Source organism: Rhodococcus sp. ENV425 (assembly GCF_002887785.1).
Taxonomy (GTDB): domain Bacteria; phylum Actinomycetota; class Actinomycetes; order Mycobacteriales; family Mycobacteriaceae; genus Rhodococcus; species Rhodococcus aetherivorans.
Map to the genome: position 1 here is coordinate 27,074 of NZ_PCZU01000187.1, position 26,366 is coordinate 53,439.

Annotated in this window: 27 protein-coding genes; 9 read left to right on the forward strand and 18 right to left on the reverse strand. The window is 70.7% G+C overall.

Going from position 1 to position 26,366, the window contains the following annotated elements; all coding sequences use genetic code 11:
- From purB to CQZ88_RS15600, 5 genes are all read right to left on the reverse strand, one after another.
- Positions 1 to 1,210 (reverse strand): adenylosuccinate lyase (gene purB, locus CQZ88_RS15580; RefSeq protein WP_258008620.1); only part of this gene is annotated, 1,210 nt, incomplete at its 3' end.
- Between the two features lie 24 nt (positions 1,211 to 1,234).
- Positions 1,235 to 1,852, reverse strand: a complete 618-nt coding sequence (locus tag CQZ88_RS15585; protein ID WP_029541237.1) for a TetR/AcrR family transcriptional regulator — start codon at positions 1,850 to 1,852, stop codon at positions 1,235 to 1,237.
- A gap of 84 nt (positions 1,853 to 1,936) precedes the next feature.
- Complete coding sequence (locus tag CQZ88_RS15590) at positions 1,937 to 3,115, reverse strand: pyridoxal phosphate-dependent aminotransferase (protein WP_006943002.1); 1,179 nt, start codon at positions 3,113 to 3,115, stop codon at positions 1,937 to 1,939.
- Positions 3,116 to 3,165: 50 nt separating this feature from the next.
- A complete protein-coding gene (purD, locus tag CQZ88_RS15595) occupies positions 3,166 to 4,416 on the reverse strand; it encodes a phosphoribosylamine--glycine ligase (protein WP_029541231.1) in 1,251 nt (416 codons plus the stop codon).
- A 10-nt stretch (positions 4,417 to 4,426) separates the two neighbouring features.
- On the reverse strand, positions 4,427 to 5,167 hold the full coding sequence (locus CQZ88_RS15600) for a nucleoside/nucleotide kinase family protein (protein ID WP_006942995.1): 741 nt from the start codon (positions 5,165 to 5,167) through the stop codon (positions 4,427 to 4,429).
- A 53-nt stretch (positions 5,168 to 5,220) separates the two neighbouring features.
- On the opposite strand from CQZ88_RS15600, the gene CQZ88_RS15605 reads away from it, so the two are divergent.
- Positions 5,221 to 5,646 (forward strand): HIT family protein, encoded by a 426-nt coding sequence (locus CQZ88_RS15605; RefSeq protein ID WP_029541228.1) that lies wholly within the window; start codon positions 5,221 to 5,223, stop codon positions 5,644 to 5,646.
- Here the strand turns inward: CQZ88_RS15605 and CQZ88_RS15610 are convergent.
- Genes CQZ88_RS15610 through CQZ88_RS15620 form a run of 3 tightly spaced genes read right to left on the reverse strand, consistent with a single transcriptional unit; the run spans position 5,608 to position 8,908 of the window.
- Complete coding sequence (locus CQZ88_RS15610) at positions 5,608 to 6,711, reverse strand: alpha/beta fold hydrolase (protein WP_006942993.1); 1,104 nt, start codon at positions 6,709 to 6,711, stop codon at positions 5,608 to 5,610. The genes CQZ88_RS15605 and CQZ88_RS15610 overlap by 39 nt on opposite strands.
- A 53-nt stretch (positions 6,712 to 6,764) precedes the next feature.
- A complete protein-coding gene (locus tag CQZ88_RS15615) occupies positions 6,765 to 8,174 on the reverse strand; it encodes a cell wall metabolism sensor histidine kinase WalK (protein WP_006942992.1) in 1,410 nt (469 codons plus the stop codon).
- A complete protein-coding gene (locus CQZ88_RS15620) occupies positions 8,171 to 8,908 on the reverse strand; it encodes a response regulator transcription factor (protein ID WP_168579156.1) in 738 nt (245 codons plus the stop codon). The genes CQZ88_RS15615 and CQZ88_RS15620 overlap by 4 nt, the downstream gene beginning before the upstream one ends.
- A gap of 109 nt (positions 8,909 to 9,017) precedes the next feature.
- Here CQZ88_RS15620 and CQZ88_RS15625 point away from each other — a divergent pair, with 109 nt between their 5' ends.
- From CQZ88_RS15625 to CQZ88_RS15635, 3 genes are all read left to right on the forward strand, one after another.
- Positions 9,018 to 10,202 carry an Ig-like domain-containing protein gene (locus tag CQZ88_RS15625; protein WP_006942990.1) on the forward strand — a complete coding sequence of 395 codons (1,185 nt, stop codon included), beginning with the start codon at positions 9,018 to 9,020 and terminating at the stop codon, positions 10,200 to 10,202.
- A 91-nt stretch (positions 10,203 to 10,293) separates the two neighbouring features.
- Positions 10,294 to 10,500 (forward strand): hypothetical protein, encoded by a 207-nt coding sequence (locus tag CQZ88_RS15630; RefSeq protein ID WP_006942989.1) that lies wholly within the window; start codon positions 10,294 to 10,296, stop codon positions 10,498 to 10,500.
- Positions 10,501 to 10,561: 61 nt separating this feature from the next.
- Positions 10,562 to 11,416: a hypothetical protein gene (locus CQZ88_RS15635; protein WP_029541220.1), complete on the forward strand. Its 855-nt coding sequence runs from the start codon at positions 10,562 to 10,564 to the stop codon at positions 11,414 to 11,416.
- Positions 11,417 to 11,421: 5 nt separating this feature from the next.
- Here the strand turns inward: CQZ88_RS15635 and CQZ88_RS15640 are convergent, their stop codons facing one another.
- Positions 11,422 to 12,210 (reverse strand): nuclear transport factor 2 family protein, encoded by a 789-nt coding sequence (locus CQZ88_RS15640; RefSeq protein ID WP_006942987.1) that lies wholly within the window; start codon positions 12,208 to 12,210, stop codon positions 11,422 to 11,424.
- A gap of 150 nt (positions 12,211 to 12,360) precedes the next feature.
- Here CQZ88_RS15640 and CQZ88_RS15645 point away from each other — a divergent pair, with 150 nt between their 5' ends.
- From CQZ88_RS15645 to CQZ88_RS15655, 3 genes are all read left to right on the forward strand, one after another.
- Complete coding sequence (locus CQZ88_RS15645; protein WP_006942986.1) at positions 12,361 to 12,825, forward strand: hypothetical protein; 465 nt, start codon at positions 12,361 to 12,363, stop codon at positions 12,823 to 12,825.
- Positions 12,826 to 12,869: 44 nt separating this feature from the next.
- A complete protein-coding gene (locus tag CQZ88_RS15650; protein ID WP_006942985.1) occupies positions 12,870 to 14,474 on the forward strand; it encodes an NAD(P)/FAD-dependent oxidoreductase in 1,605 nt (534 codons plus the stop codon).
- A 113-nt stretch (positions 14,475 to 14,587) separates the two neighbouring features.
- A complete protein-coding gene (locus CQZ88_RS15655) occupies positions 14,588 to 15,916 on the forward strand; it encodes a serine/threonine-protein kinase (protein WP_102800002.1) in 1,329 nt (442 codons plus the stop codon).
- A gap of 343 nt (positions 15,917 to 16,259) precedes the next feature.
- Here CQZ88_RS15655 and CQZ88_RS15665 read toward each other — a convergent pair whose 3' ends face one another.
- Both CQZ88_RS15665 and CQZ88_RS15670 read right to left on the reverse strand, forming a co-directional pair.
- Positions 16,260 to 17,003: an acyl-CoA thioesterase II gene (locus CQZ88_RS15665; protein ID WP_006942982.1), complete on the reverse strand. Its 744-nt coding sequence runs from the start codon at positions 17,001 to 17,003 to the stop codon at positions 16,260 to 16,262.
- Positions 17,000 to 18,394: an MFS transporter gene (locus tag CQZ88_RS15670; RefSeq protein WP_006942981.1), complete on the reverse strand. Its 1,395-nt coding sequence runs from the start codon at positions 18,392 to 18,394 to the stop codon at positions 17,000 to 17,002. Before CQZ88_RS15670 ends, CQZ88_RS15665 begins: the two co-directional genes overlap by 4 nt.
- A gap of 55 nt (positions 18,395 to 18,449) precedes the next feature.
- Between CQZ88_RS15670 and CQZ88_RS15675 the strand changes: the two genes are divergently transcribed.
- Both CQZ88_RS15675 and CQZ88_RS15680 read left to right on the forward strand, forming a co-directional pair.
- Entirely contained in the window at positions 18,450 to 18,974 is a 525-nt protein-coding gene (locus CQZ88_RS15675) for a helix-turn-helix domain-containing protein (RefSeq protein WP_006942980.1), read from the forward strand.
- Positions 18,975 to 19,011: 37 nt separating this feature from the next.
- Positions 19,012 to 19,281 carry a hypothetical protein gene (locus CQZ88_RS15680; RefSeq protein WP_221776578.1) on the forward strand — a complete coding sequence of 90 codons (270 nt, stop codon included), beginning with the start codon at positions 19,012 to 19,014 and terminating at the stop codon, positions 19,279 to 19,281.
- A 308-nt stretch (positions 19,282 to 19,589) separates the two neighbouring features.
- On the opposite strand, the gene CQZ88_RS15685 is transcribed toward CQZ88_RS15680, so the two are convergent.
- The 7 genes from CQZ88_RS15685 to CQZ88_RS15715 form a co-directional block, all read right to left on the reverse strand.
- A complete protein-coding gene (locus CQZ88_RS15685) occupies positions 19,590 to 20,210 on the reverse strand; it encodes a TetR/AcrR family transcriptional regulator (protein ID WP_161996384.1) in 621 nt (206 codons plus the stop codon).
- 121 nt (positions 20,211 to 20,331) lie between these two features.
- Entirely contained in the window at positions 20,332 to 20,937 is a 606-nt protein-coding gene (locus CQZ88_RS15690) for a TetR/AcrR family transcriptional regulator (protein ID WP_006942975.1), read from the reverse strand.
- Positions 20,938 to 20,957: 20 nt separating this feature from the next.
- Positions 20,958 to 21,830, reverse strand: coding sequence for an enoyl-CoA hydratase/isomerase family protein (locus CQZ88_RS15695; RefSeq protein WP_065923017.1), 873 nt, complete (start codon positions 21,828 to 21,830; stop codon positions 20,958 to 20,960).
- Between the two features lie 41 nt (positions 21,831 to 21,871).
- On the reverse strand, positions 21,872 to 23,041 hold the full coding sequence (locus CQZ88_RS15700) for a thiolase family protein (RefSeq protein ID WP_006942971.1): 1,170 nt from the start codon (positions 23,039 to 23,041) through the stop codon (positions 21,872 to 21,874).
- 81 nt (positions 23,042 to 23,122) lie between these two features.
- The gene (locus CQZ88_RS15705; RefSeq protein WP_006942969.1) at positions 23,123 to 24,730 is read right to left on the reverse strand and encodes a class I adenylate-forming enzyme family protein; all 1,608 of its coding nucleotides are present in this window, start codon (positions 24,728 to 24,730) and stop codon (positions 23,123 to 23,125) included.
- A gap of 12 nt (positions 24,731 to 24,742) precedes the next feature.
- A complete protein-coding gene (locus CQZ88_RS15710) occupies positions 24,743 to 25,129 on the reverse strand; it encodes a Zn-ribbon domain-containing OB-fold protein (protein ID WP_006942967.1) in 387 nt (128 codons plus the stop codon).
- A gap of 8 nt (positions 25,130 to 25,137) precedes the next feature.
- Positions 25,138 to 26,364: a thiolase family protein gene (locus CQZ88_RS15715; RefSeq protein ID WP_006942966.1), complete on the reverse strand. Its 1,227-nt coding sequence runs from the start codon at positions 26,362 to 26,364 to the stop codon at positions 25,138 to 25,140.
- Positions 26,365 to 26,366 lie beyond the last annotated feature (2 nt).

Consider the following 26,366-nt stretch of genomic DNA (forward strand, 5'->3'; position numbering starts at 1 on the left):
GCATCGCCAGCGCCACGGCGACCGCATGCTCCTTGATGACCTCGTGGGCCGTCTCGCGGCCCACGCCCGCACGCACCGCCGCCATGAGCACCTTGGTGGTGGCCAGGAACGGCAGGTAGCGGTTGAGCTCCTTCTCGATCACCGCCGGGTACGCGCCGAACTCGGCGAGGACCGTCAGGAACGTCTCCATCAGGCCGTCGAGGGCGAAGAAGGCGTCGGGCAGTGCGACGCGCCGCACGACCGAGCAGAACACGTCGCCCTCGTTCCACTGCGCGCCGGCGAGCTCGGCGGCCATCGACGCATACCCGCGCAGCACCACCTGCAGGCCGTTGACACGCTCGCAGGAACGGGTGTTCATCTTGTGCGGCATCGCGGACGAGCCGACCTGGCCCGGCTGGAAGCCCTCGGTGACGAGCTCGTGCCCGGCCATCAGGCGGACGGTGTGCGCGAACGACGACGGCCCGGCCGCGACCTGCACGAGCGCGGAGAGCACGTCGTGGTCCAGCGAGCGCGGATAGACCTGACCGACGCTGGTGAGCACGTTCGCGAACCCGAGGTGCTCGGCGACCGTCGCCTCGAGACGCGCGAGCTTGTCGGCGTCGCCGCCGAGCAGGTCCAGCATGTCCTGCGCGGTGCCCATGGGGCCCTTGATGCCGCGCAGCGGGTACCGGGCGATCAGCTCGCGCAACCGGGTGAGCGCGATGAGCAGCTCGTCGGCGGCGGACGCGAACCGCTTGCCGAGGGTGGTGGCCTGCGCGGCGACGTTGTGCGACCGGCCCGCCATCACCAGCGCCGAGTACTCGGCGGCGCGGTCGGCCAGCCGCGCGGCGATCGCGACGCCGTGGGCGTGCACGTGCTCGAGGGAGCGCAGGATCTGCAGCTGTTCGACGTTCTCGGTGAGGTCGCGGCTGGTCATGCCCTTGTGCACGTGCTCGTGGCCGGCGAGGGCGTTGAACTCCTCGATGCGGGCCTTCACGTCGTGGCGGGTGACGCGCTCGCGGGCCGCGATCGACTCGAGGTCGACCTGCTCGAGCACCCGCTCGTAGTCGGCCAGGGCCTCCTGCGGGACGTCGATCCCGAGTTCCGCCTGCGCCCGGAGGACCGCCAGCCACAGCTGGCGCTCGAGCACGATCTTGTGCTCCGGCGACCACAGCGCTGTCAGGTCCGGGCTGGCATAACGGGTGGCAAGAACGTTCGGGATGCGACTCACAGGACATCAGTTTACGGCGCCCCGTCACGCCTCCTGTTCGGCAGGCGGTGCCACCCGCTCCACGACGTCGGGCAGGATGCCCCGCGCGAGGGCCCGCGGATCGGGCTCGAGATCGCCGAGCGCGCCGAGCACGGCCCCGTCGACGACCGCGACGAGCCGCCGCAACTGCGGCTCGTGCACCGAGCGCCCGCACCGCTGCAGCAGGTCCGTGAGCAGCTGATCGATCTGCACGCGCAACTCATGCTGGACGTCGCGCAGTTCGGGGTGCCGGGCGGTGGCGACGCACCGTTCGTAGCGGGCGATGAGGCGCTCGCGTTCGATCTCGCCGACCCCGCCGGGGCCGACGAGCAGGTCGACGATCAGGTCCGCGGTGGACTCGGGGCTGCGGTCGCTCGGCGGGACGCACTGCACCCGAGAGCGCATCGCGTCGAGCTCGCGCCGCCCGTTGTGCTGCACCGCGCTCGCGATCAGGTCGTCGAGGGAATGGAAGTAGTAGGTGGTCGAGGCGAGCGGAAGTCCGGCGCGGTGCGCGACGGCGCGGTGCCGGACGGCATCGATCCCGCCCTCGAGGATCAGGTCGGCCGCCGCCTCGACGAGCGCCTGGCGGCGCCGTTCGCCCTTCGGGGTGGCTGCGATCGACACCTTTGTCATGGTGCCAGTCCCGGTGGTCACGCCTGAGGGAAACGGCCCGAATACTCGCAGGTAGGACCTATCTGTCGGGTTTCGTCACGGTGTGGGCAACCAGGCGCGCAGCCGTTCCAGCGCCGCCCGCACGTCCGCGGTGGAACCGGCGAAGGACAGCCGGACGGTCCGGTCGCCGTGCCCGGTGTCGAAGTCGACGCCGGGCGCGAGCGCCACTCCGGTCTCCTGCAGCAGCCGGGCGCACCAGCGGGTGGAGTTCTCGCCGGCCGGGAGCAGGTGACCGATGTCGGCGTAGACGTAGAAGGCGCCGTCGGCGGGCGCAAGCTCGGTGATCCCCAGCTCCGGCAGGCCCCGGAGCAGCAGCTCGCGGTTGGCCGCGTACCGCGCGACGTGGCCGTCGAGTTCGGCCCGGGCCTCCGCGCCGAACGCGTCGACGGCCGCGTACTGGGAGATCGTCGGCGGGCACACCGTCATGTTGGAGGCCAGCCGCTGCAGCGGCGGGCGCAGTCCCTCCGGCACGAGCATCCAGCCGAGCCGCCATCCCGTCATCGAGAAGTACTTGGACACGGAGCCGATCACCACGGCTTCGCGGGAGGTCTCCCACGCGCAGCTCGTCGCGGGCGCACCGTGCGTTCCGAACTCGATGCCGTGGTAGATCTCGTCGGAGATGAGCAGCGCGCCGTGGTCGTCGCACCAGCGGGCCAGCGCGGCCAGCTCGGCCGGTTCGATCATGGTGCCGGTCGGGTTGGCGGGGCTGGCGACGACGAGTCCGGCGATCGGACCGTCGAGGGCCTCGAGCATCTCGACGGTCGGCTGGTAGCGGGTGTGCGGCCCGCAGTCCAGCTCGACGACCGTGCAGCCGAGCGCGGCGAGGGTGTTGCGGTAGGCGGGGTAGCCGGGCCGGGCGACGACGACCGTGTCGCCGACGTCGAAGGCGGCCAGGAACAGCAGGGTGAACGCCCCGGAGGATCCGGTGGTGACGACCACGTCGTCGGCGTCGGCGTCGATGCCGTAGCGGTCGCGGTGGTAGCCCGCGATCGCCGCGCGCAGCGGCAGGATCCCGAACGTCTCGGTGTAGCCGAGCAGCTCGTCGTCGAGCGCGCGATGGGTGGCGCGCAGCACCGGGGCGGGTGCCGGCGTGGACGGCTGACCCGCCGCCAGGCTCAGCACGTCGCCGTGGGTGCGCTGCCGCTCGGTGGCGGCCTTCCACACGTCCATGACGTGGAAGGTCTGGATCCGGGATCGCTGCGATTCGCTCCGCACGTCACCAGACGGTAGTCGCGGGCCCGGGGGCGACCGGCGGCCGGGGACGGTCAGACGGTGATCCGGCCCTCGACGGCGGCGAGGCCGATGTCCTTGCGGAAGTGCCCGCCCGGCAGCTTGATGCCGGCGAGCGTGGCGTAGGCCTCGTCGCGGGCGGCGGTCAGGTCGGCGCCGGTGCCGACGATGCTGAGCACGCGGCCGCCGGCGGAGACCAGCGATCCGTCGGCGAGCCTGGTGCCGGCGTGGAGGACCCCGTCGGCGTCGGCCCCGGTGATGACGTCGCCCGTGCGCGGGCTGGCCGGGTAGTACTCGGCGGCCAGCACCACGGTGACGGCGGCGCCGTCGCGCCAGCGCAGCGGCGGCAGCTCGGCCAGGGTGCCGGTCGCGACCGCGTTCAGCGCCTCCCCGAGCGGCGACTCGAGCAGGGCGAGCACGGCTTGGGTTTCGGGATCGCCGAAGCGGCAGTTGAATTCGACGACGGCCGGGCCGTCCTTGCCGATGGCCAGGCCCGCGTAGAGCAGGCCCGAGAAGCCGCATCCGCGGCGGACCATCTCGGCGGCGACGGGCCGGACGACGTCCTCGACGATCGTGTCGACCATGCCTTCGGGCAGCCACGGCAGCGGCGTGTAGGCGCCCATGCCGCCGGTGTTGGGGCCGGTGTCGCCGTCGCCGACACGCTTGTGGTCCTGCGCGGGCAGCAGCGGCACCACGGTCTCGCCGTCGACGAGGCAGAACAGCGAGACCTCGGGGCCGTCGAGGAACGATTCGAGCAGCACCGGGTGCCCGTTCTCGAGGATCTCCGCCGCGTGGTCGCGGGCGGCGGCCCGGTCGGTGGTGACGACGACGCCCTTGCCGGCGGCGAGCCCGTCGTCCTTGACCACCCAGGTGGGTCCGAAGCGGTCGAGCTTCTCGTCGAGCTCGGCCGGATTGTCGACGACCTCGCTGTGCGCGGTGCGGACCCCGGCGGTCTGCATGACGTCCTTGGCGAAGGCCTTCGAGCCCTCGATGCGGGCGGCCGCGGCGGACGGGCCGAAGCAGGCGATGCCCGCGGCGCGGACGGCGTCGGCGACACCGAGGACGAGCGGAACCTCCGGGCCGATGACCACGAGGTCGACGTTCTGTTCCTTCGCGAGCGCGACGACCTCCTCGGCGGAGGCGGCGTCGACCGGGAACTGCTCGGCGATCCGGCCGATGCCGGCGTTGCCGGGGGCTGCCAGCACGGCCGTCACGCCGGGATCGCGGGTCAGGGCCAGGACGAGGGCATGTTCACGGGCACCGGAGCCGATAACGAGTACGCGCACGCAGCACAGGTTACGGGACCGGTCCGGGGCCTCGGACCGACGCATCCGCGCGGCTCCAGCGGGCCGCTCCCGCGCCTCGGTCGTTCCCCTCCACCGGGCACCACACGAGGTCGGCGCGGTCGCGGGTCCGCGCGACGGTGCGCGCGTTGGGCAGATCCACCGTGCGGACCCACTCGGCGGCCTGCTCGGCGGTGGATCCGGTGGCCCGATGGCGCCGGATGAGCCGGGCGGCGAGCTCGTCGCCCGGTGCGTCGAGGTAGACGACGAGGTCGAGCAGCGGGCGGATCCGCTCCCACCCGCCGTCGCCGAGGAGCAGGTAGTTGCCCTCGGTGACGACGACGCGGGTCTCGGGGGTGATCTCGTGGAACGCGGCGATCGGTTCGTGGAGGCGGCGCGAGTACTCGGGGGCGTGGACGGTCTCCGTGCGGTCGTCGCGGATGCGGCGCAGCAGCGCCGCGAACCCGGCGACGTCGAACGTCTCCGGCGCACCCTTACGGGATCGGGTGCCGCGGGCGTCGAGCCGGTGGTTCGACAGGTGGAAGCCGTCCATCGGCGCGGCCGCGGCGGGTATGCCCGCGTCGCGGAGGAGGCCGACGAGCAGGTCGGCGGCGGTGCTCTTGCCGGCGCCGGGTGGGCCGCAGAGCCCGACCACGCGCCGCTCCCCCGCCGCGACGATGCGCAGGTGCCGGTCGATCAGGTCGGCGACGAGCGCGCGCAGCGGGCCCGTCCGGGGCGGCTGCGGCGACGACATGCGACGAGGATACGAGAGGCGGCGCGCGCGGCGGTCCGCCTATTCTCCCCGGTATGGCTTCCGTGTTCAGCATGATCATCGCCGGCGACCTGCCGGGCCGGTTCGTGTGGCAGGACGACGACGTCGTTGTCTTCCTGACCATCAACCCTGTGAACCAGGGCCACGTGCTCGTGGTGCCGCGTCAGGAGGTGGACCACTGGCAGAGCGTCGACGCCGACGTGTGGGGCAAGGTCGGCGACGTCGCCCGCATCATGGGCCGGGCGGTGTGCTCGGCGTTCGACGCGCCGCGCGCGGGCCTGCTCGTCGCGGGCCTCGAGGTGCCGCACCTGCACCTGCACGTCTTCCCGGCGTACGACCTCGGCGACTTCGACATCAGCAAGGCCGAGAAGGACCCGTCGCCGGAGTCGCTCGACGAGGCGCAGGCGAAGCTGAAGGCCGCGCTACGAGAACTCGGGTACGCGGACAACGTCCCCGACTGACGCGCCGGGACCCGTCGGCACCGGCGCCGACGGGTCGTCGAGGAACGCGGTGAAGTGCGCCCACGACGTGCCGCGGGCGGTGAGGCCGGCGAGCAGCCCGAGGTGACTGCCGGGCACGACCTCGAACCGCACGTGGGGCGAGCCGGGCAGCACCCGGCGGATCGCCTCGACCGCAGGGACGGGCGCGAGCACGTCGTCGCTGCCGCCGAGTGCGAGCACGGGCACGGAGACGTCGGCGAGGTCGATCGTCCGGTCGTCGAAGCGGACCCGGCCCGTCGCGAGATCGTTCGCGACCGTGATGCGCATCGCCATCTGGTGGAACAGCCTGCCGGGGTAGCCGGGCATGTCGGCCTGGAACCGGTCGATCGCCTCCATCCGGGCCAGGGTGTCGGCGTCGGCGAGGTTGCAGGCGACGAACCACGGCCGGGTCAGTTCGCGTTCGAGGGCGGTGGCCCGGTAGCCGATCTGCACCAGCGGGGCGGGCACGCCGCCGAGCAGGTGGGTCACGGCGGTGAGGGCGGGCTCGCCCAGGGCGCGTCCGAGGTGGCGGGCCGGCCCCAGGAAGGGGATGCGCGCGTAGTCGATCGGCGTGCCGAACGCGGTGATCGAGCGGATCGGCAGCCCGGGGTGGGCGGCCGCGGTGAGCAGGCACAGGGTCCCACCGAGGCTCCAGGCGCCCAGGTCGACGTCGCGGCCGCCGCACAGTTCGGAGACCCGCGCGATCGCCTCGGGCACGATGTCGTCGACCCAGTGCTCGAAGCCGAGATGCCGGTCGGAACGGTCCATGGTGCCGAAGTCGAGGACGTGGACGCTGCGGCCGGCGTCGACGAGGTGCTGCACGAGGCTCTGCCCGGGCCGCAGGTCGTAGCAGCGTGCGGGCGCGGCGAGCGGGGGCACGAGCAGGACGGGGGCACCCGCGTCGGGCTCGCCGTAGCGGCGCAGGGTACGGTGCGGTCCGTCGGCGACGACGGCCGACGCGGTGGCGTGCGGCGGTTCGATTCCGTCGCCGACGAACAGCGCCCAGGCGTTGTGCAGGGCGCGCTGCGCCGTCCCCGACAGTCCCACGACGTCTCCTTACTCGAAAGTCAGTTACGTCACCGTAGCCGAGGGCCGGATCGTCACTCCACCGGCATCCGCGGGATGAGCACCCGGAACGTGGAACCGGCGCCCACGGCCGACTCCACCTCCACGCGGCCGCCGTGGGCCGCCACCAGCGCCGCGACGATCGACAGTCCGAGACCGCTGCCGCCCGACGATCGGGTGCGCGACGTGTCGGCGCGATAGAACCGCTCGAAGACCCGGGCACGGTCGGCCTCGCTCAGGCCGGGGCCGGTGTCGAGAACCTCGAGCACCGCATCGGATCCGATCGTGCCCACCCGTACGGTGATGCGGGCGTCGGCCGGGGTATGGGTGAGGGCGTTGGTGACGAGATTGCCGAGGACCTGCCGCAGCCGCGCGTCGTCGCCGAACACCTCCGGGGTACCGGGACCGTCGAACACCTCGAGCCCGACGACGCGATCGGGCGCGACGGCCCGCGCATCGTGCACGGCGTCGGCGGCCAGGGCCAGCAGGTCCACCGGCTTCCGCTCGAGCGGCCGCTGCGCGTCGAGGCGGGCCAGCATGAGCAGATCCTCGACGAGGATCCCCATGCGCCGGGACTCGCTCTCGATGCGGTCCATCAGCATCGCGGTGTCGCTGCTCGCGCCCTGACGGTAGAGCTCGGCGAATCCTCGGATCGTGGTGAGCGGGGTGCGCAGCTCGTGGCTGGCGTCGGCGACGAACCGTCGCATCCTCTCCTCGGATCTGCGCGCGGATTCCTCCGACGACGCCGTCGCCGCGAACGCCGCCTGGATCTGGCTGAGCATGACGTTCAGCGCCACCGACAGCCGGCCGACCTCGGTGCGCGGATCCCGTTCGGGAACCCGCCGGTGCAGATCCCCGCCCGCGATCGCCACGGCGGTGCGCTCGACCTCCACCAGGGGCCGCAGGCTGCGCCGCACCACGAAGTAGCCGGCCACCCCGAGAACGAGCAGCACCGCGGCGCCGATGCCGACCTGCAGCACGACGAGCCGATCCACGGTCTCCTCGATCGAGGTCAGCGTGACCCCGACGGTGGTCACGATGCCCGCGGTGCTGCGGGTCGACACCACCCGCCAGCGCACGTCGGAACCGTCGACGGAACCCACGGTCACCGGCTCCCCCGCCGGCTCGCCGGGCAGCGCCGGCGACGTGGACTCGTCGTTGACGACGAACCGCTCGACCCCGTCGGGGTCGACGACCCGCACATAGAACGGGCTCGGCGGGCGATTCGAACTCGGGGCGTCCGGCGGCGGCAGCTCGCGGCCGGCACCGGGGGGCTTGGCCCACGTCTGCGCCGCGGTGTGCAGATCCTGATCGGTGCGGGCGAGGAGCGAACCCTGCAACGCGGACGTCACCGCCACCCCGGACGCCAGCAGCCCCAGCCCCGACAACGACACCAGCGCCGCGACCAGCGCCAACCGCAGCGGCAGCGCCCGCATGCGGCTCACTCGCGGGGTTCCCGCATGACGTACCCGACCCCGCGCAGGGTGTGGATCAGCGGCTTGTCCCCGGTGTCGACCTTGCGGCGGAGGTAGGAGACGTACGACTCCACGACGCCGACCTCCCCGCCGAAGTCGTAGCTCCACACGTGGTCGAGGATCCGCGGCTTGCTGAGCACCGTGCCCGCGTTGACCATGAAGTACCGCAGCAGGGTGAACTCGGTGGGTGAGAGCGACACCGGCCTGCCGGCCTTCCACACCTCGTGGGTGTCGTCGTCGAGTTCGATGTCGGCGAAGGTGATGCGGGACGAGCGTTCGTCCTCGGACACCTTGCCGGCCCGCCGCAGGATCACCCGCAGCCGGGCGATGACCTCCTCGAGGCTGAACGGCTTGGTGACGTAGTCGTCCGCACCCAGGGTCAGGCCGGACACCTTGTCCTCCACGGCGTCCTTCGCCGTCAGGAACAACACCGGCGCGTCCGAACCGTCGGCCCGGAGCCGGCGCAGCATCCCGAACCCGTCCATCCCGGGCATCATGACGTCGAGGATCACCGCGTCCGGCCGGAAGGCCCGGGCCCGGTCGAGTCCCTCGGCGCCGTTTCCCGCCGTCTCGACCTCGAAACCCTGGAACTTCAGGCTCACCGAGAGCAGTTCGACGATGCTCGGCTCGTCGTCGACGATCAGGATCCGCGCTTCGGGGGTCTTGTCGGTCACGGCGTCGATTCTCCCGGAGGGCTCTGGCATGCCGCTGCGAGAATCCTGGGAACTTCCTGTATGCCGGCCCTGCCGAATTCGGGCCGTCGGAGTACGGCGATCGGGGATCATGGACGTGTCCGCACCGGGAGGAGCCGCCGTGTCGCCGAAGTGGGTGCGCCGCGGGGCGGCGTCGGCCGCAGCCGTCGCCGTGTCCCTGATCGCGGTCTGCCCGCCCGCGGCCGCGGAGGCGGTCGAGGTCTCGTTCGGCATCGCGTGCCGGGTGCGGTCGGTGATCGACGTCGACGAGCTGCTCGGGTCGTCGGCCACGGTGGACGCGCCCGCCCGGGTTCGTCCCGGCGAGCGGTTCACCTACCGCATCCAGACGGCGCCCGTCGCGTACCCCGACTCGAGCCGCGGCGCCACCACCCGCAGCGTCTCCCGCCTGAAGAACGACTTCGCCATTCCCGCCAACGCGACGTTCGTCGACGCCGCTGTCGTGCCCGGCACCGCCTTCAACCTGGACAACGTGCCGCCCGGTGTGCTGCGGGTGAACGAGGACGGCGTCCCCGACCCGGCGGGCACGATCCTGCGCCTGTCCGGAAACAACGAGGTCATCGGCAACAGCCCCACGTCCGGTGCCGACAGCGAGGCCGGGATCCGGGCGCCGAAGACGCAGCTGCAGCTCGACGGCTCCCCCAGCCCCGTCGGCGACAGCTGGTTCCGGCTGCCGGCGGTGGAGGTGACCATGATCGCGGGCGACGCGGGCGTGATCACGCCGATGCTCCGCACGGCCGGTGCCGCGGGCCTGGTCGACGACGACGCCAACTACAACACCTCGCTCACCCAGGCCACGTTCCTCGGCACCAACCAGTGGGGACCGACCCGCTGCTCGCCGCGGGACACCATGACCGGTCCGCTCAACGCCGGCGCCGGCCCGCTGGCGACCATCACCATCTCCGACACCGCCGAGGTGCCCGCCACGGTCACCGTCGACGCCCCGGACGTGGTCGACGACGGGACGGTCGTCACGCTCACGGCGACGGTGTCACCGGACGTCGACGGCGGCACGATCCTGTTCCGGGACGGCGGCACCGACCTGGGTCCACCGGTGGCGGTCGTCGACGGCCGCGCCACCACCGAGCACCGCGTCTCCGGCGCCGGGAGCCACACGATCACGGCGGTCTACTCGGGCGCGCCCGGCGCGGCGGGCGCGACATCCGAACCCGTCGCCGTGACGGTTCCCGGATCCGACAGCACACCCGGCTGGTGGGTCGCAGCCGGGATCGGGGTGATCGCCGGCGCGCTGGCCGTCGCCCTCGTCGCCCGGCGCAGGCGGCGCTGATCCGGCGTAACACGCCCCGCACGTCCACCACCTTGTCGGCGCGTGATGCTATTACGGGACGAAGACAGCCACCGCGAAGGAGGTCCCGCCCATGACGTGCCGGGCGTGCCGATCCGATCTCGACCACTGTCACGGCACCCTCGTCGTGCACGCGACGGTGCCCGTGGAATGCACCGAACCCGACTGCTTCGACACCTCCCGCGTGCGGCACATGCTGGTGGTCGACTGCTCCGACCTCGCCCACGGCTGCGGATGCACCGAGACGTACGTACGGGTCGGAACGCTCCGCGTCTCCTGACGACCTTCGGTAACGGCTCGTCCCGCCGAGCCGGACTGTTGTGCCGGTTACAGTGACAGGCATGAGTCTGGCGTCCGCGCTCGCGTTTCCCGTCCGCCTCGGATTCGCCGCAGCGGACTCGGCCCTGGGCGTGGCGGAGGGCGCGATCGCCACCGTCCGCCTGGCGATTTCCCCCCGGACGTACGCGGGGTTGAGCGCGGTCGGCGTGGCGAATCCGCGGGGACCGCTGGGCCTGCTGCAACAGGTCTCCGTGCTCGCCGCCGACGACCGTCCTCTCGGCCAGGCGCTGCGCCCCGACGGACCGCTGGACCGCCTCCTCGCCCCCGGCGGGCCGGTGGACCGGCTCACCGCACCCGGCGGCCCCCTCGACCGCCTCCTCGAGCCCGGCGGCGCCCTCGACCGCGTCACCGCCCCCGGCGGTCCGCTCGAGAAGATCCTCGCCGAGGACGGGGCGCTGGACCGCCTGCTGTCGAACGGCGGCCTCCTCGACCGTCTCACCGCACCCAGCGGCCCGCTCGAGCGCCTGCTCGCCGAGAGCGGGCCCGTCGAACGCCTCACCGCCCCCGGCGGCATCGTCGACATCGCCCTCCAGCCCGGCGGCCTGCTCGAGCGGGCCCTCGAGCGGGGTGGAGTGCTGGACACCCTCCTCGCCGAACAGGGCGCCCTCGAGCGCCTCCTCGCCAAGGGCGGTCCGCTCGATCAGATCGTGTCGCTGTCCGAGACGCTGGCGCAGCTCACCCCCAGCATCCTGCGGATGAGCACCAGCATCGACGTGCTGCAGGAGACCGTCGAACTGCTCCGCGGGGCGGTGGGCCCACTGGGCGACCTCGCGGGCAAGCTGCCCGGTCGGTGGCTGCGCAGCAACTCGGGCGGCACGGGCAACAGCGGCAGGCACGAACTGCAGCCACCGGACTGAGCCGGTCACTCCTGCAGGTCCGTGACGGCCCGGAAGGAACCGTCCATATGGAACGGGGTGGACTCGTGCTCGTGCGCGATCCGCCACGACCCCTCGACGCGGCGTAGACCGAACGTGACACGGAACCACATGTCGAATCGCGGTCCACCGAGCTGTGTCGCTCCCAGCCGCGACAGCGCGTGGCAGAACGCGACGTCGCCGGCCGCCTCGACGCGCAGATCCCGCACTTCGCAGTCGAGAGGGCCGTCGAACCCCGCGAACCACGACGCCCAGGCCTGCGGGTCGGGAGCGGACTTGCGCAGCGGCGGCGCCAGATCGAACACCGTCGCACCGGGGATATAGCACGCGGCGAGCCGATCGACGTCCTTGGCGTTGCGGGCCGCGGTGTGTTCCTCGATCAGCGCGCGGATCTGTTCGTCGGCCGGGGCCTCGTCCACCTCGAGGAGGGCGAGGATGTTGCCCGCCGGGTCCCGGAACCAGGCGATCGGCGGACCCACCCGACGGAAGATGCCCTTGCCGTCGACACCCTCGTAGCGCTCGAACCGGATTCCGCGCGCGGCGAGTTCGTCCACCGCCTTCTCGATGTCGCGAACCGGGAAGTTGAGGATCGTGTAGGTGGCCGGGGTGTGGTCCTCCTTCGGATAGATCAACGTGTCGCGGCCGCCGTCGAGGTGCAGGTGGAGCATTCCGTGCTCCTCGGACACGGAGACGCCGAGGACGTCGCCGTAGAACTTCGCGGCCGCGGCAACGTCGTCGACGGCGAAGCCGGAAAAGGCTGGGGAACGGTCGAACATGGTGCTCACTCCTCCGCTGCGAACGATGCTGCACCTGTTCCGACCGCCGAGCGACGGCAAACTCATCGGCCGGCCGGGGACCTTCTTCCCTGACGCGGATCCGGACGCCGGGGCTAGCGTGGAAGACGGTCCTGCCCGAGGGAGGTCGCCATGACACCCACCACGACCCGTCCGCGCTCCCCGGTCGCCGCCCGGCGATTCGGGTATCTCGTCGCGGTGCTCCTCAATGCGGCGGTGCTGTACGCCGCCAACGTGTGGCCGGGCTGGGAAGCCGTACCATTCCTCACCGACGGCACCCGGTCGGTCATCGGCTTCGTCAATGCCTCGATCCTGGCGAGCCTGGTCGCCAATCTCCTGTACTTCGTGTGGGATCCCATCTGGTTCAAGGCGCTGGGAGACGTGGTCACCACCGCGGTCGCGCTGCTGGCGCTGCTGCGGATCTGGCAGGTGTTCCCGTTCGACTTCGGCGACGCCTCGTTCGACTGGCCGCTCGTGGTGCGCATTGCGCTGGGACTGGGAATCGTGGGCAGCATCATCGGAATCGTCGCCGCGTTCGTCACCTTCGTCCGCAACGTGGCGGGCCACCCGTCCACCCGCGAGATCCGGCACCACTGAACGGCGCCCCGAACCGGCGATTTCCCCGCAATCCGGAGGTCAGCATGGAAGAGCGTTACGACTACGACGTGATCGTCATCGGGGCCGGACCCGGTGGGCTCACGGCCGCGGCATATCTGGCGGCCGCCGGGCGCCGGGTACTGGTGGCCGACGCCCGCAACCAGCCGGGTGGGCACATGTCCGCCTTCACCCACGACGGATACGAATTCGACATCGGGCTGCATTACACCTCCGAGGCGCCGGTGCGACACGCACTCGGACCGTTGGGTGTGGACGTGACGTTCCGGGAGTTCGATCCCGCAGGAATGTTCCGGCTGCTGAACGGCGACCGCGAACTGGCGGTCCCGAAGGGCATGGATGCCTTCAAAGCCACTCTGTACGAGGCATTTCCGGCAGAGCGTCACACGATCGACGAATTCCTCACCACCGTCGAGCTGCTCACCGAGGAGCTGGGACGGATCGCGGAGCGGCCGCACCTGCGTGAGCTGCCACAGCTGCCGTGGCGGCTACGTGGCCTGCTGCGCTACGGACGCGCGACCGCCGGTGGCTACCTGCGCCATCTGCACGCCTCCCCGCAACTCACCACCGCACTTCTCGGCTGGACGACCGGCAGTCTGGCCGTGGCGCCGTCGCGGCTGTCGCTGCCGGTGGCGGCCCGGATGATCCACACCTATCTCGAGGGCCTGTCGTACCCGCAAGGCGGATCGCGGGTCGTCTCGGAGGGCCTGGCAGAGGTGGTGCGCGGCCATGGTGGCGACGTACTGCTCGGCACGGAGGTGAGCCGGATTCTCGTCGACGACGGCAGAGTTCGCGGCGTACGAACACAGGACGCATCGCTCGACACCGTTCCGGGGGCCGGACGCGAGATTCTCGCCCCCGCGGTCGTGTCGGCGGTCGATATTCAGCAGACGTATCTGTCGCTGCTGCCGCCGGATCGTGTGCCTTCCCGGCTCCTCCGGCGGGTACGCAGCTACGAACTGGCCCTGCCGCTCGCCGTCGTCTATCTGATTCTCGACCGGGACCTCGCCGCCGAGGGCTATCCGAACGCGACCCGTCTCGTCACCGACACGGACGACTTCGATGCGGAGTACGCCGCGCTCCGTGCGGGTGAGCTTCCCTCGTCCACGTCCGCCGGCCTGTGGATCGCGAGCCTCGCCGACCCGGAGAACCCCCGGCTGTGCGCGCCCGGGCAGACCAACGTTCAGCTGATCGGCCCGGCCCCGGCACAGCACACCTGGTGGGGAATAACACCGGGAAGCGGTTCGACAGCGCGCTACGACGCGAGACGACGCGAGCTTCGCGACCGGCTCGTGAGGTCGGCCGAACGCACGGTTCCCGGCCTGGCCGACGCCATCGTCCACGAGGAGACGGGGACTCCCGTCACCGACGAACGCTTCATGCGCTGCACCGGCGGCGTGTCGTACGGCCCGGCGTTCACCCCGAGCCAGACGTTCACCCGCCTCGGCGCGACGGGACCGGTCGAGGGCCTGTTCCACGCCGGTGCGGGGGTGCGCCCGTCGCACGGGCTGGTCGGCACCCTGTTCGGTGGGGTGGCCGCCGCAGCGGCGGTCGCGGGAGTATCCGTCGACGACCTGCGGGACGCCGCAGCAGCCGGATGCGGCGCGGCCGCGGCCGGCACCCCCACCTGACCGGTCACGGGACGGCGGCGTCCCGCCGCGCCACACGACTCGGACCGCATGACGACGGCCGTCCGGCGAGGCTTGCCTGGTACCACCCCCGGCACCGCACTAGCGTTGGAACCATGCCCGTTCCCGAACTGCTCGCCGGCCGCTACGAGTTGCGCGGCCTGCTCGGCTGCGGCGGCATGGGCGAGATCCACGACGGCTGGGACACGCGGCTGGGGCGGCCCGTCGCGGTGAAGGTGCTGCGCGGCGAGTTCGGCCGCCAGCCCGACGTACGCCGGCGCTTCGAAGCCGAGGCGCGAGCCGCGGCGAACCTCACCGATCCGCACATCGTCGCGGTGCACGACAGCGGTGAGGACGCCGGAGTTCCGTACATCGTGATGGAACGCCTGCCCGGCCGCACCCTCGCCGACGAGATCGCCCTCGGCCCGATGCCGGAGGACCGGGTGCGCGCGATACTGATCGCCGTGGTGGCTGCGGTCGCCGCGGCGCACGACGCCGGGATTCTCCACCGCGACATCAAGCCCGGCAACATCCTCTTCACCGAGACCGGAACGGTGAAGGTGACCGACTTCGGTATCGCCAAGAGCGCCGGCGAGGACTACACCCGCACCGGTGAACTCGTCGGCACCGTCGCCTACCTGAGCCCCGATCGGCTCTCCGGCACACCGGCGAGCGTGACGGACGATCTGTATGCCGCCGGGGCCGTGGGGTACGAGGCGCTGACCGGGCGGAAACCCTACGACTACGACAACCTGCTGGCCCTGGCGCGGGCGATCACGCAGGGGCCGCCGCCGCCGCTGGCCACCGCGCGACCGGACGTCGACTCCGCACTCGTGGCCGTGATCGAGCGTGCGATGGCACGCGAACCGGAGCACCGCTTCGGGAGCGCCCGGGACATGCTCGCTGCACTGCGGGAACCGCACCTGGCCACACTGCGGGAACCGCACCGCGCCGATCCGGTGACCGAGGTGATCCACGCGCCGACCCGGGGGTTCACCGTTGCCGGGCCGCCCGTGCCGGCGCCCGTCCCGACGCTGTCGACGTTCGACGCGGCGCCCGACTCCGGTCGCCGCCGGATCCTGCTCGCAATCGGCCTCACCGCCGCGGCGGTGGTCGCCCTCCTCCTGCTGGCCTGGGGTCAGGGCGGCGACACACCGCCGGTCGCCACGCCGGGGACGAGCAGCGTTCCCGCCACCGCCCCGACACCGGTCGGCAGCGTGGGTTCGCCCACCCCCTCGGCCGTGGACACCGGGCCCGTCTTCACCACCCTTCCCGTACCGGCCCCGGCGCCGGCACCGGCGCAACCGCCGGCGGAGGAGAAGCCTCCCAAGCCCGAAAAGCCCAGCAACGACAACGGAAACGGCGGCGGAAACAACAGCAACAGCGGAAACAACGGGGGCGGCAACAATGGGGGCGGCAACAATGGAGGCGGCAACGGCCGCTGACCGTCGGCCGTCGAGACAGGCCCGGCACGAGCCGGGACCGCGCGCCGCAAGCGCTCCCGCTTCGAGGCGGAGCGCTTGCGGCGTGGGTCGAGCGTGGGTCAGAGCAGGATGCCGAGACCGGCGAGCAGCGTGAACAGCGTTGCAGCGAGGGAACCGAGAACCATGTTTACCTCCGTTGTGTCGAGTGACGATCCTTCCGTCCTCGCATGAGCGGGGACGAACGACGCTCCCGCAGCAGCAGGGTGCACCACAGGGGACGCCATCAAGATCATCGAGCGGTACGTTCTAGGTGTTACCCGCGGTTCGACGTCCCACTCCGTGATGTGCATCACCGACGCTTCCGTCAGCCTCCGAGGATGCGGCGCAGCTGCCGGGCCTGACCGACGAGGTGGCCGTCGCCGTCGGTCAGCTCCGCCTCGTCGACGCACAGCATCTCGGTGGCCCACACCGTTCGGTGCCGCAGGTGATACCAACCGTCGGCAGCTGCACGCGACGGGGCGAAATGCGCCGCGAACTCCACCGTGGGAACCGGGACGGGTGCGGACATCGTCGCGAACAACCCCGGCGGCAGCGCATCGAGGAGGATCGCGGCGCGCTCGACCGGAGCGAACCCGACCGCAGACATCAGCCGTATCCACACCTCGAATTCCGGGTCGTCGCCCCGGCCGAAGGGCCGGGCCGCATTGATCGGCCGGATGTCGAGGTACTGCGAGAACGGCACGAAGTCGACCGGGATCTCCAGGGGCGGCAGCGTCACGGGATCCGTGCCGCCGAAATCGCTTCCCGTACGCGGCCAGGTCGTTTCACCCACCGTCCGGGCGAGCCGGACGAGGGCGGTGACCGAGTCCGGCATCGATGCCCGGGCGCTCACGGTCCGGCCGCCGCGGACGTCGTCGACCGCGACGTCGACGGGGCCGGGCTGCACAGGGCCGGTGAAGTGCGCCGAGACGGCGAGCGGCGTTGCGCCGGTTTCCACGGCGGCCGCGCGGATCAGGGCCGCGACGACGAGTCCGCCGTGCACGCCACCGAATCCCAGCCAGCTGGAATCGAATTCGATCGGGAAGGGGGCGGGGGCGAGATGGGTCATGCCAGGACCTTCACTTCCGGTGTGGACGGGCGGGGGGTCATACCTCCGGCGGCGAGGGCGGCGACGACGGCAACCGCCGCGATCGTCCACCAGGAGAATCGGAAGGCGGACACCGCATCGTCACCGGCCCCGAGGATCGCGACGAGCACGCTGATCCCGAGCACGGTGCCGAGCTGCCGGCTCATGGTGACGATCGCGCTGCCGGTGGCGGTGCGTGCGGGGGGCAGTTGCGCCGTGGCGGCCGAGAGGATGGTCGGCAAGGCCAGCCCCACGCCGACGCCGCCGATCAGCCAGCCGGGCAGCAGCGCGGTCGCATACTCCGGCTCCGGCCCCACCGTCGCGAGGACCAGGCCGGCGCCTGCGCCCCACAGCACGCATCCCGCTGCGGCGATCGTGCCGGGGGTGAAACGTCGCGCGAGCACCTGCCCGACGGCGGCGAAGAGCGGCACCATCAGCGGCCCGGGAGCCACGGCCAGACCCGTCCGCAGGGCGGAGTATCCCCAGACCTGTTGCACCCACAGCACATTGGCCAGGAGACCGGCCGCGAACGTCGCGCTGAAGATCAGGGCGGTCACGTTCGACCAGGAGAAGGAGCGCACCGCAAGCAGACTCGGCTCGATCAGCGGCGCGGGGTGCCGGGCGTTGACGTGCGCGAACAGCAGCAGGGCCCCGGCGGCGACGACGAACGCGGCGAGGATGCGGACGTCGGCCCAGCCCCACTCCGGCCCCTGGACGAGTCCGAGCGCGAGTGCACCGATGCCCAGCGTCAGCAGAGCGGCGCCGGCCAGGTCGAGGCGGGTGCCGGAATCGACCGGGCGGATGTCCGGCACGACGCGCCGCGCGACGGCGAGGAGCAGGATCCCGATCGGGACGTTGATCAGGAACGCCCAGCGCCACGAGACCTCGACCAGAAGCCCGCCGACCACCGGGCCGAACGCCGCCGCCGCAGCACCCGTGGCCGCCCAGATCCTCACGGCACCGGCACGTCGCGCCTCCGGCACCGCGCTCACGAGCAGCCCCAGGCTGGCCGGCGTCAGCGCCGCGGCTCCGACGGCCTGGAACAGCCGGCAGATCACGAGCACCCACAGCGACGGACTCAGCGCACATGCCGCGCTCGCGACGGTGAACAGCCCGAGGCCGGCGAGGAAGCCGCGCCGGCGGCCGATGCGGTCGGCCCAGCGACCGAGCGGGACCAGCAGCGCCGCGTACACGATCGCGTAGCCACTGAGCACCCAGCTGAGCTCTCCCAGCGAGCTGCCGGGGTAGCTGGTCCCGATGTCGCCCAGTGCGACGTTGAGGACGAACAGATCGAGGCTCGCGACGAAGGGCGCTCCCGAGAGGACGGCGAGGAGCGGGCCGATCCGGACCGAGGCCTGACTTTGGCTTTCCATAGCCAGAGAGGTTAGAAGCTGACTATGGCCTTGGCAAGTCAGATAGGATGGGGGCATGCATGCGGCACGGTTGGACGGCTTCCTCGCCGATCGCGACGCCTGGCAGGCCTCCCAGTGCTCGATCGCCAAGGCGATGGACGTGGTGGGGACCCGCTCGGCGATGCTGATCCTGCGCGAGGCCTACTACGGCACCACCCGGTTCGACGACTTCGCGCGCCGCGTCGGCATCACCGAGGCCGTCGCGGCCGCACGCCTGCGCGAACTGACCGCCGAGGGCCTGTTCGAGCGCCGGCCCTACAAGAAGCCCGGGCAGCGGACACGGTACGAATACATCCTCACCGAGAAGGGCCGCGACCTGTTGCCTGCGGTGCTCGCGCTGATGCAGTGGGGCGACAAGTACCTCCAGGGCGAGCGCGGCGGCCCCCTCGGCCTGTCCGACGACGCCACCGGCGACCCCGTGCGCGTCGAGGTCCGCAGCACCGAACGTGAAGTCCCCCTGGAGGAATTGCGCCTGACACCGAACTTCACCGAGGAGCAGGCCCGGCGCGCGATGCGTCGCACCGACCCCGCAAACCGATGACTCGCCGTCACGCGCTCTGAGACAATCGCATCGGTCGATGCGTTTCCACGAGCGTGCCGGGGTGGTCACGGTGACAAAGATCCCGGAAGACGGTGCCGGGCCCGATCTCACCCGGGTGCCTACCGACTTGCTTCTCGCCGAGCTCCGCCGGCGGATCGAGTCGTCGACGGCCCCCTCCGCGGCGGCAACGCCCGGACGGAACGAGGGCACCCCTCCCCCGAACACGCCCCTGCAGGTGTTCGAGGTCTCCGAGGGCGACGAGAGCGAGCTGCGCACGTCACCGATCCACCCGGACAGCGAGACCTGAGCCGAGCACATTCCCACGCTTTGACGGTCATGCGCATGATCAAGCCGGTAGTTGCCACTCTGCTCGAGACAGGCGGGTGTTGCGGCCAGTGAGCCCGGACAGGGCCGGCGCCGTGGGGCGGCGGAACCGCTCGGAGTGTGCAGCCCAGTACTCGCCGAGCGGCTGCCGACGATGCACCTCGGCGGCGGTCCCGTGGTGCACTCCCGTCGGGGCGTGCCGGCCCGGTGCGCTGTGCCGGCGCTCGGTCGCGACCCGACTAGCAGTGTCGCTCAATATGCACCACGGAGTTGGAACCCGTCCTCGGCCGGTCAGCTCGTCGCGACGAGCCCGTCCACTGCGGCTTCGGCCAGGGCTTCACCGAACTCGTCGGCACCGAGCCGACCTTCGGGTGAATACCACTCCGATGCGGAGGTGAGCATGCCGATCACCGCAAGCACTGCGATGCGCTCGCTGCGCGCCTTCCGGAAGGTGCCCTCCGCGACCCCCGCCCGATAGATCTGCAGAAATACATTCTCGTACTGCTTACGCAGCTCGACTACTTGCTCTCGGGCACCGTCACCGAGGAACCGCCATTGATGAAAGGCGACCCGGGTCTGTTCGAGGGTCTTCGCCAGCACCTTCACGTGGGCCTTGACGGCGCCGCGCATCCGATCGGGAGCCGGATCCTGGGATTCGAGGAAGGGGCGGAGTTCTACCAGATAGTTCGTGATGCCCTCGGTGACGATGTCGGCGAGCAACTCTTCCTTGCTGCTGATGTGGGCGTACAGACTACCGGGCAGCAGCCCGACCGCCTCAGCGATGTCTCGCATCCCGATGACGGGGAACGTCCGCTCGCTGAACAAGGCCAAGGCGGCTGCACGGATCTCCGCAGCCGAAACCGGGCCGCTCTTTGCGGAACGGCTGTTGTTACGCCGTTGTCTCGGTGGCATGCCTCCCCCTTCCCCGTCCGGGACGGTCAGTTCTTCTTACGAATGTAACCCAAACAAACAGTCGTTACCAAGGCGACAGCATCGGGTTCGTGCCGCTTCCCGGCTGCTGCGACATCGACCGCTACGGTGCATTCTCGTCGAATGGACGCAGCCCGGCGAGAAGGATGTCTGCCAGCTTCCGCCCGCTGTCCGCACGCGCTGGATCGTCGGCGTGGATCCATTCCGGCGCCCAGTTCAGCGCGCCGAGAACCGTCAAGGTTGCGTAGCGAACGTCGAGGTCAGGGCGGAATACCTGGGTCTCGGCGCCCTCGCGGATGGTGGTGCGGAAGAACTCTTCGTAACGGCGCCGGGCTGCGATCACCTGGGCACGGGACTCGTCGCCCAGATACCGCCATTGATGGAAGACGACGAGGGCCCGTTGCGGGTTTTCGGCGACGATGTCGATGTGGGCACGGATGGCTTGTTCGAGTCGTTCGTCCGGTGCGGTGGCGGGGTCGATGGATTCGACCGCAGAGACGAACCGGTCGATCCCGGTGGAGACGATCTCGTACAAGATCGCCTCTTTGCTCTCGACGTAGGCGTAGATACTGCCCGGGAGCATGTCGACCGCCCGGGCGATGTCGCGGATGGAGGTGGCCGGGTAGTCGAGGTCACCGAACAGTGCCGTCGCCGCGGCGAGGATCGTTTCGCGCGTGGCGGCGGCAGGTGCCCGTTCCGAAGTGCTCACAGTGTCACTGTAGTGAGGCGTCACTGTAGTGAGGCGTGAGCGGGCGCCGATGCCGCCGGATCCGCGGTGGGCGAATCCGCGGCGTGTGTCCGATCCTCGTTGAAGCGTGGTGGACGCTTGTCGAGGAAGGCCGAGACCCCTTCGAGCAGATCCGGCCCGTAGTGCAGGGCCGAGACCGCCCAGAAGCTGTTGGTCATCGAGGTGGCCAGGTCGACTTGCCACGTCGAGCGCAAGGCTTGTTTGGTGGCCTCGACCGCGCGCCAGGACTTGGCTGCGATCTTGCCGGCCAGCGCCACCGCCTCGGGGAGCAGGTCCTCGGGTTCGACTACACGGTTGACCAGCCCGATCTCGAGAGCGCGCTGCGCGTCGATGACGTCCCCGGTCAGCGCCAATTCCGCCGCCATGCCCGATCCGAGGAGTCGCGGCAGGAAGTAGGAGCCACCGTTGCCAGGGGGAAGACCCATGTTGATGTAGGTCTCCCCCATTTTCGCTCTGGTGGAGCAGATGCGGATGTCGCATGCCAGGGCGAAGTCGAGGCCCCCGGCGGTGGCGCCCCCGTTGATCGCCGCGATCGTCGGCAGCCGGGATGCGACGACACGCTGGGTCAGGGGGAAAAGTACCCGGGCGTTGTAGGGTTCGTGCTCGACGCGGTGCTGATGTTCGAGGTAGTCCTTCATCGCCTTCAGATCGGCACCGGCGGAGAACTGCTTCCCGGCGCCGGTCAGGACGAGGGCACGGACACTCTTGTCGGCCTCGAGCCGCGTCAAGGTCTCCACGAAGTCCCGGACCAGTTCCGGCACGACCCCGTTGCCCCGATCCGGGCGGTTGAGTGTCAGTACGACGACGCCGTCGTCGGCCTGCTCGTAGTACAGCGTTTCCAGGTCTTGCCGCACTGGTGTCTCCTTGGGTGCTGGATGGACGGTGCCGACGACGGTCACCGCGTGAGGAGGGTGGCGACGGTGGTGGCGTAGGCGCCCGCCAGCCATCCGCCGGCATTGACTGCCAGCCCTACGCCGGCGCGTTCGACCTGCCGGGCTCCGGCTCGTCCGCTCAGCTGGTCGAACAGTTCGACGATCTGGGCGCAGCCGGTGGCGCCGAGGGGATGTCCCCGGCTGAGCAGACCGCCGCTGACGTTGACGGGGGTACGGCCGCCGAGGGCGGTCTGACCCTTGCGCAGCAGCAGGTGTCCTTCCCCGTCCTCGCACAATCCGATTTCGCTGTACTGCAGGATCTCCGACGGTGCTGCGGCGTCGTGAACCTCGATGACGTCGAGGTCGTCGGGGCCGATGCCGGTGGCGTCGTAGACGGCGCGGGCAGCGCGGGCGACCGGTTCCGAGCCGGCGCCGTGGCCGGAGGCCAGGTCGATTCCCCGGATCTGACACGTGCCTGCCCCGTTGCGGTTGCGGTAGCGCTCGGACACGAGCACGACGGCGGCGGCGCCGTCGGTGGTCGGTGAGCACATCGGCAGGGTCAGTGGGTCGACGATCATGCGGGCGGCGAGCACGTCGTCGATCGTCTGCGGGGTGCCGAACTGGGCCCGGGGGTTGAGGGCGCCGTGAGTGCGGTTCTTGACCGCCACGGCGGCGAAGTCTTCGACCGAGGCGCCGTAGGTGTCGATGTACTCGCGGGCCTCGGCGGCGTAGACGTCGAGCAGGGCCGAACTCTTCAGTTCCTGGGCAGCAGCATCGGTGTCGAGTTCGGCGACATCGGTCGCGCCGCGGATGGCGGCGAAGGTGCGGTGTTTCTCGCTGTGGGAGAGTTTTTCGACGCCGATGGCCACGGCCACGTCGCAGCGGCCGGCGCGGATGGCGTCGTATGCCCCGAGCACCGCGCTGCTGCCGGAGGCGCACGCGTTCTCCACATTGACCAGGGGTATTCCAGCCAAGGGGGTGTGGCGAAGCGCCACCTGGCCTCGGATCATTTCCTGGCCGGTGAGCAGGCCGGCGGCGCCGTTGCCGAAATACACCCGGCCGACGTCGCGGGGCTCGATGGCGGCGTCGGTCAAGGCTTGCGCGGCGGCCGCGGCTGCCATCTCGCCGAGGGTCTGGTCGGTGCGGCTGACGAACGGTGTCATGCCGACGCCGGCGATGAAAACTCTGTCCACGGCAAACTCCTGGTTCTGTGAGGCGGCCGGGCCACCGCGAGGGTCGTGGCGCCGTCGCGGCGGCCCGGCATGCCAAGGTCGTTACGGCGTCGCGGTCGCCACGCCGCGTGCGCCGCCGCCGACCTTGCGGTCGTGGCCGGCCCAGTAGCGGTCGCGGACCTCGCGGCGCAGGATCTTCCCGTAGGCACTGACCGGGAGTTCCGGTACGAACTCCACGGCTTTGGGTTTTTTGTATCCGGCCAGGTTCTCCCCGCAGAAGCGGATGAGCTCCTCGGCGGTGACCTGGTGGCCCGGTTCGGTCACGACCACGGCGTGCACGGCTTCGCCCCAGTACTCGTCGGGGATGCCGAAGACCACCACGCTGGCCACCGCAGGGTGGGTGATCAGCACTTCCTCGACCTCTCGGGGGTAGACGTTGTTGCCGCCCGAGACCACCATGTCCTTGGTCCGGTCCAGAAGGTAGAGGTAGCCCTGGTCGTCGAAGGTGCCCACGTCGCCGGTGTAGAGCCATCCGTCGCGCAGCGCCTCGGCGGTGGCCTCGGGATTGTTCCAGTACCCGCGCATGACGACGTCGCCACGGACGATGATTTCGCCGGCTTGGCCGGGAGCGACGGGAGTGCCGTCGGCATCGACCACCCGCACCTCGACGTCGGTGCGGGCTATGCCGGCCGATCCGAGGCGGGGATCGTCGGTGGCCGCGAACCGGGCGTGCATCTCCCGGGTCAGTCCGGTGACCGTGATCGGAGCTTCCCCCTGGCCGTAGATCTGCGCGAAGATCGGGCCGAAGGTTTCGACAGCGGCCTTGAGGTGCTCGAGGTAGATCGGGGCTCCCCCGTAGCACACTGCCTTCACGGTGCTCAGATCGAACCGGTCCGGGTCGTACTTGTCGAGGATCGCGACGATCTGGGTGGGGGCGAGGAAGGCGATGTGGGAGACCTTGTGCCGGGCGACGGTGTCGAACAGCAGTTCCGGGGAGAAGCTCAGCGCATCGAGGATGACGTTGGTTGCGCCCCGGGCGATGGTGGGCAGAGCGACGATTCCGCTACCGTGCGACAGGGGTGCGGCGTGCAGCACGACATCGTCATGGTCGATGTTGTAGACGTCGGCGAGGTAGTTCATCACTACCACGCGGCCGGTCCGGTGGGTCCAGGTCGCGCCCTTGGGGCGTCCGGTGGTGCCGGAGGTGTAGAACAGCCAGCTCGCGTCCTCGGCGGTCACCTCCACAGGCGCCTCGAGCGGCGTGCCGGAGTCGAGGAGGCGGTCGTACGGTTCGATGCCCGCGGTGCCCCCGACCTCGAAGCGCCACTGCATGCCGTCGAATTCGCCCAGGTGCTCGTCGATCTGGGCGGTGAAGGCGGTGCCGTGGATGAGTACCTTCGCTCCCGAGGAGCGGACGATGTAGCCCATCTCCTTGGGGTGCAGCCGGGCGTTCATCGGAACGGCGACCAGCCCGGCGGCCAGGCACCCGAAGACGGTCTCGAGGACCTCGGGACTGTTGTGCAGCGCGAAGGCGACCCGGTCTCCGCGACGCAGCCCGCGGGCGAGCAGTTCGCCGCCGATGCTCAGGGCACGACGGTAGAACTCGCGGTAGGTGACGGTCCGGGCCCCGGCCACGATGGCCGGGTGATCCGGGTGGTGGGTTGCGGACTTGGCGAGGAAGGTCGCGATGTTCATCTCGGGGATAGACACGGCACCGGCTTCCTATTCCGCCCGGAACCAGGCGATATGGCGGCCTTCGTCCGGGGTGGTGTCGAACTGGACCCGCATGTCGCAGCGATAGGCGTCCCAGCCGCCGTTCGCATCGGGACGGAGACGGGCGAGGAGCTGGACGCCCTCATCGAGCTTGACCACGCCGACGGCGTACGGCAGGTCGTCCTCGAATCCGGTTGGAGCCCCCACTCGCTGAATCGCGAAACTGTGCAGCTGTCCCGCGCCGGGAGTGGGCGTCCATCCGAGATCGGTGCTGCCGCAGGAGGGGCACACGTACTTCGGGTACATGATGGGGTTGTGGCATCCACCGCACTGCTGGATCACCAGTTCGCCTCGGCTCAGCGCGGCGTAGTACTCGTCGGTCAGAGAAGTCGTCATGTTGTCCCTCACTTGTCCACGCGCTCGAGCAGGAGCACCTGGCTGTCCATATAGGTGCCGCCGGAGCCGCCGCAGACGGCACGCCGGCAATCGGAAATCTGGCGGGCGTCCTCGGCGCGGCCGAGGAGCTGGCGGATGCCCTCCACCAGCAGGGCGGTGCCGCCGCCGACGCCGGTGTGCCCGGCCGAGAGCAGACCGCCGTTGGTGTTGACCGGCAGGCGGCCGCCGGGAGAGAACTCCCCGGCGGCGAACAGCCGGGCGCCCTCATGCAGCTTGCACAGGCCCAGGCCCTCGAGGCCGATGGTCAGCACGGCCGCATAGGAGTCGTAGACCTGCGCGATGTCGGCGTCGTCGGGGCCCCAGCCGGCCTGTTCGTAGGCGCGTTCACCGGCCCGCCGCCATCCCATGGTGGCCAGGTCGTTCTCCTGACCGATGCTGTAGTGCGACACGCAGCCGCCCGAGCCGGCGATCCGGACCCACCGGTCATGCGTCTTGCGGGCATTCTCGGTACTGGTCATCACGTACGCGGTGGCGCCGTCGGCCAACATCGGGCACTCCATGGCATGGATCGGATCGCACACCATCTTCGAGCCGAGCACCTGCTCGACGGTCAGGTCCTTGTCCTTGTACATCGCATTCGGATTGAGTCGGGCCCACTGGCGCAGGGCGACGCATACCGCGGCCATCTCTTCCGGAGTCGAGCCGGACGCTGCCATGTATCGCTGGGTGATCAGGGCGCCGACCGCGTTGAAGGTCAGGCCGGTGGGGCGCTCCCACTCGCGGGGGATGCCGTAGCCGCTGAGCATGTCGACCATGTCCGCGACGGGGGCGGAGCCCCACTTGTCGGCCTGGACCACCAGGATGTTCTTGGCCTGTCCGCTGGCGATCAGGCCGGCGGCGGTGCGGGTGATGTTGTCGCTGGTCGATCCGCCGGAGTGCAGCATGGCGCTGGCCTTGGCGCGGCCGTGCAGGCCGAGTTCCTCCACCACACGGGAGAAGATGAGGTCGGCCTGATCGTCCGCGGAGTGCAGGCACGGGATCAGCAGCACCGTGTCGATGTCGCAGATCTGCATGCCGGCGTCGCGGACCGCGGCGACCGCGACCTCGACGAGGGAGCCGATGAAGGGGCGGTTCGGATAGCGCCCGGAGGGGATTTCGGCGATACCCACGAAAGCTGCTTCGAGAGGGCTTCCCGCCATGGGGTTGAAACCGAGATCGGTCGAAGAGAGTGTCATGT